3 rRNA genes are annotated in these 5,574 nt (G+C 54.0%); all 3 read left to right on the top strand.

The annotated features are described in order from the left end of the window. Positions 1–75 precede the first annotated feature (75 nt). A 16S ribosomal RNA gene (locus ACT3UA_RS18745) occupies positions 76–1,601 on the top strand. 503 nt (positions 1,602–2,104) lie between these two features. Further along, positions 2,105–5,236 (top strand): 23S ribosomal RNA (locus tag ACT3UA_RS18750). 214 nt (positions 5,237–5,450) lie between these two features. Continuing rightward, a 5S ribosomal RNA gene (gene rrf / locus ACT3UA_RS18755) occupies positions 5,451–5,567 on the top strand. Together the 16S, 23S and 5S rRNA genes form the textbook arrangement of a ribosomal RNA operon. Positions 5,568–5,574: the final 7 nt, after the last annotated feature.

Raw genomic sequence — 5,574 nt, forward strand, 5'->3', positions numbered from 1 at the left:
CAAGTGTTTTTATTCGCCAGGACTTCATTGGCTTCGCTCTTATTTTCCGAGGGGTTGCTGATGGCTTTTTATTTTTTTATGGAGAGTTTGATCCTGGCTCAGGATGAACGCTGGCGGCGTGCTTAACACATGCAAGTCGAACGATGACCCCCAGCTTGCTGGGGTGATTAGTGGCGAACGGGTGAGTAACACGTGAGTAACCTGCCCCCGACTCTGGGATAAGCCCGGGAAACTGGGTCTAATACTGGATATGACCTTTGACCGCATGGTTTTTGGTGGAAAGATTTATCGGTTGGGGATGGACTCGCGGCCTATCAGCTTGTTGGTGAGGTAATGGCTCACCAAGGCGACGACGGGTAGCCGGCCTGAGAGGGTGACCGGCCACACTGGGACTGAGACACGGCCCAGACTCCTACGGGAGGCAGCAGTGGGGAATATTGCACAATGGGCGAAAGCCTGATGCAGCGACGCCGCGTGAGGGATGACGGCCTTCGGGTTGTAAACCTCTTTCAGTAGGGAAGAAGCGAAAGTGACGGTACCTGCAGAAGAAGCGCCGGCTAACTACGTGCCAGCAGCCGCGGTAATACGTAGGGCGCAAGCGTTATCCGGATTTATTGGGCGTAAAGAGCTCGTAGGCGGTTTGTCGCGTCTGCCGTGAAAGTCCGAGGCTCAACCTCGGATCTGCGGTGGGTACGGGCAGACTAGAGTGATGTAGGGGAGACTGGAATTCCTGGTGTAGCGGTGAAATGCGCAGATATCAGGAGGAACACCGATGGCGAAGGCAGGTCTCTGGGCATCTACTGACGCTGAGGAGCGAAAGCATGGGGAGCGAACAGGATTAGATACCCTGGTAGTCCATGCCGTAAACGTTGGGCACTAGGTGTGGGGGACATTCCACGTTTTCCGCGCCGTAGCTAACGCATTAAGTGCCCCGCCTGGGGAGTACGGCCGCAAGGCTAAAACTCAAAGGAATTGACGGGGGCCCGCACAAGCGGCGGAGCATGCGGATTAATTCGATGCAACGCGAAGAACCTTACCAAGGCTTGACATGTTCCAGACCGCCTCAGAGATGGGGTTTCCCTTCGGGGCTGGTTCACAGGTGGTGCATGGTTGTCGTCAGCTCGTGTCGTGAGATGTTGGGTTAAGTCCCGCAACGAGCGCAACCCTCGTTCCATGTTGCCAGCACGTAAAGGTGGGGACTCATGGGAGACTGCCGGGGTCAACTCGGAGGAAGGTGGGGATGACGTCAAATCATCATGCCCCTTATGTCTTGGGCTTCACGCATGCTACAATGGCCGGTACAATGGGTTGCGATACTGTGAGGTGGAGCTAATCCCTAAAAGCCGGTCTCAGTTCGGATTGGGGTCTGCAACTCGACCCCATGAAGTCGGAGTCGCTAGTAATCGCAGATCAGCAACGCTGCGGTGAATACGTTCCCGGGCCTTGTACACACCGCCCGTCAAGTCACGAAAGTTGGTAACACCCGAAGCCGATGGCCTAACCACCTTGTGTGGGGGGAGTCGTCGAAGGTGGGACTGGCGATTGGGACTAAGTCGTAACAAGGTAGCCGTACCGGAAGGTGCGGCTGGATCACCTCCTTTCTAAGGAGCTAACCAATTATTGGTTGCCCGTTTCTGTCACGAGTGTTGGCAGGCGGGTTGCTCATGGGTGGAATATCAATGAACTCAGTACCGGAAAACGCGTCGACTTTATGGTTGGTGTGGGGTATTGGCTATGGCTGCATGGTGTTCATGCTCTTTTAGTACGCGTCCCTTTGGGGGTGTTGGAATGAGGGTGTGGGTGTTGTGCGGTTTGTATGGTTTGGCATGCTGTTGGGTTTTGAGGCAACAAGCGTCCTGTCCCTTTGGGGGTGGGTGTTTGGTGTTTCAGTGTTTGTCCTGTGTCTTTGCGCGCTGGTCTTTTTGGGTTCCCTTGTGGGGTCTTTGGTCGGTGGTGTGGGGGTGTGGGGTTGTTGTTTGGGAACTGTATAGTGAACGCGAGCATCTTATAAGATGACCATGTCCAAGGCCTTTTGGGGTTTTTGGTGTGGTTGTTTTGTGATTTTGTTGATTGTTTTATTGCTCAATCTGAGACTTTGATTTGTGTTGAAGTTTTTAAGGGCGCACGGTGGATGCCTTGGCATCAGGAGCCGATGAAGGACGTGGGAATCTGCGATAAGCCTGGTGGAGTCGATAACCGGACGTTGAGACCAGGATTTCCGAATGGGGAAACCCCGTACGGTGTCATGCCGTATGACCTGCAGCTGAATGTATAGGCTGTGTGGAGGGAACGCGGGGAAGTGAAACATCTCAGTACCCGCAGGAAGAGAAAACAATAGTGATTCCGTTAGTAGTGGCGAGCGAACGCGGATGGGGCTAAACCGGTTGGTGTGTGATAGCGGATAGGCGTTGCATCACCGGGGTTGTGGGGCCTACATGTGCTAACCCTATCTGGTTAGCGGGATGAGGTGCAGGCGTATAGGTGAATCGGTTGGAATGCCGGACCAGAGAGGGTGATAGTCCCGTAGGTGTAATGCGTGTCTGCCGTTCTAGTGTGGGTACCCGAGTAGCACGGGGCTCGAGAAATCTTGTGTGAATCTGCCAGGACCACCTGGTAAGCCTGAATACTACCTGATGACCGATAGTGAATCAGTACCGTGAGGGAATGGTGAAAAGTACCCCGGGAGGGGAGTGAAATAGTACCTGAAACCGTGCGCTTACAATCCGTTAAAGCATCCCACTTGTGGGGTGTGATGGCGTGCCTTTTGAAGAATGAGCCTGCGAGTTAGTGCTGTGTCGCGAGGTTAACCCGTGTGGGGAAGCCGTAGCGAAAGCGAGTCTGAATAGGGCGTTTGAGTGGCACGGTCTAGACCCGAAGCGAAGTGATCTACCCATGGCCAGGTTGAAGCGCGTGTAAGAGCGCGTGGAGGACCGAACCCACTTCAGTTGAAAATGGAGGGGATGAGCTGTGGGTAGGGGTGAAAGGCCAATCAAACTTCGTGATAGCTGGTTCTCCCCGAAATGCATTTAGGTGCAGCGTTACGTGTTTCTTACCGGAGGTAGAGCTACTGGATAGCTAATGGGCCCTACAAGGTTACTGACGTTAGCCAAACTCCGAATGCCGGTAAGTGAGAGCGTAGCAGTGAGACTGTGGGGGATAAGCTTCATAGTCGAGAGGGAAACAGCCCAGAACGCCAACTAAGGCCCCTAAGCGTGTGCTAAGTGGAAAAGGATGTGGAGTTGCTGTGACAACCAGGAGGTTGGCTTAGAAGCAGCCACCCTTGAAAGAGTGCGTAATAGCTCACTGGTCAAGTGATTCCGCGCCGATAATGTAGCGGGGCTCAAGCACACCGCCGAAGTTGCGTCATTCAAATATTTGCCTGGTTTCGATTGGGCGTTTGGATGGGTAGGGGAGCGTCGTGTGGACGGTGAAGTCGCGGTGTAAACCAGCGGTGGAGACCACACGAGTGAGAATGCAGGCATGAGTAGCGAATGACGGGTGAGAAACCCGTCCGCCGAATGATCAAGGGTTCCAGGGTCAAGCTAATCTGCCCTGGGTGAGTCGGGACCTAAGGCGAGGCCGACAGGCGTAGTCGATGGACAACGGGTTGATATTCCCGTACCGGCGAAGAACCGCCCATACTGAGCTTTTGATGCTAACCACCATTGAGCATGATGTTGTGGCCTTCGGGCTGCTTTTGTGTGAGGTGCTGGGAACCGATTTTGTGAGGTAAGCGTATTAACAGGTGTGACGCAGGAAGGTAGCCGAGCCAGGCAATGGAATTGACCTGGTCCAAGGGTGTAGGCCGAGAGATAGGCAAATCCGTCTCTCATTTATGGTTGAGACCTGATAGGCACCCACTTTGGTGGGTGATTTGGTGATCCTATGCTGCCTAGAAAAGCATCGGCGCGAGGTTCTAGTCGCCCGTACCCCAAACCGACACAGGTGATCAGGTAGAGAATACTAAGGCGATCGAGAGAATCATGGTTAAGGAACTCGGCAAAATGCCCCCGTAACTTCGGAAGAAGGGGGGCCTGCCCCGTGAGGAAGACTTGCTCTTCTTTTGCGGGTGTGGGCCGCAGAGACCAGGGGGAAGCGACTGTTTACTAAAAACACAGGTCCGTGCGAAGTCGCAAGACGATGTATACGGACTGACTCCTGCCCGGTGCTGGAAGGTTAAGAGGACCGGTTAGCAACTTGTTGCGAAGCTGAGAATTTAAGCCCCAGTAAACGGCGGTGGTAACTATAACCATCCTAAGGTAGCGAAATTCCTTGTCGGGTAAGTTCCGACCTGCACGAATGGAGTAACGACTTCCCCGCTGTCTCAACCATGAACTCGGCGAAATTGCAGTACGAGTAAAGATGCTCGTTACGCGCAGCAGGACGGAAAGACCCCGAGACCTTTACTATAGTTTGGTATTGGTGTTCGGTGCAGCTTGTGTAGGATAGGTGGGAGACTGTGAAGCTCGGACGCTAGTTCGGGTGGAGTCATCGTTGAAATACCACTCTGGCTGTACCGGTCACCTAACTTCGGACCATGATCTGGTTCAGGGACAGTGCCTGATGGGTAGTTTAACTGGGGCGGTTGCCTCCTAAAATGTAACGGAGGCGCCCAAAGGTTCCCTCAGCCTGGTTGGCAATCAGGTGTCGAGTGTAAGTGCACAAGGGAGCTTGACTGTGAGAGTGACAGCTCGAGCAGGGACGAAAGTCGGGACTAGTGATCCGGCGGCACCTCGTGGAAGGGCCGTCGCTCAACGGATAAAAGGTACCTCGGGGATAACAGGCTGATCTTGCCCAAGAGTCCATATCGACGGCATGGTTTGGCACCTCGATGTCGGCTCGTCGCATCCTGGGGCTGGAGTAGGTCCCAAGGGTTGGGCTGTTCGCCCATTAAAGCGGTACGCGAGCTGGGTTTAGAACGTCGTGAGACAGTTCGGTCCCTATCCGCTGCGCGCGTTGGAAATTTGAGAAGGGCTGTCCTTAGTACGAGAGGACCGGGACGGACAAACCTCTGGTGTGTCAGTTGTACTGCCAAGTGCACCGCTGATTAGCTACGTTTGGAAGGGATAACCGCTGAAAGCATCTAAGCGGGAAGCCTGCTTCGAGATGAGATTTCCATGCACCTTGAGTGTGAGAGGCCCCCAGCTAGACCACTGGGTTGATAGGCAGGATGTGGAAGCAAGGACTAAAGACTTGTGTAGCTGACCTGTACTAATAGGCCGATGACTTACAACACACAGTAAAGCAATCGTTGAAGACAATGATGCTCGCGTTCACTATACGGTTACGAGACAACAACCTTGTAACACACTGATCCTTTGGTAGGGGTTGGCTGTTCATGATATTCGCCTGTTTGGGTGGGTGTGGTGTTCGGTTGGCTGGCTGCCTGGGGTTTGGTACATGATTTTTTGGGACAGATGCTGGGATGCCTGGTGTTGTTTCGAGGCTGTTACGGCGGTCATAGCGTGGGGGAAACGCCCGGTCCCATACCGAACCCGGAAGCTAAGGCCCACTGCGCCGATGGTACTGCACTCGTGAGGGTGTGGGAGAGTAGGTCACCGCCGGACTTAACTT

Source organism: Glutamicibacter sp. 363 (assembly GCF_052379505.1).
Taxonomy (GTDB): domain Bacteria; phylum Actinomycetota; class Actinomycetes; order Actinomycetales; family Micrococcaceae; genus Glutamicibacter.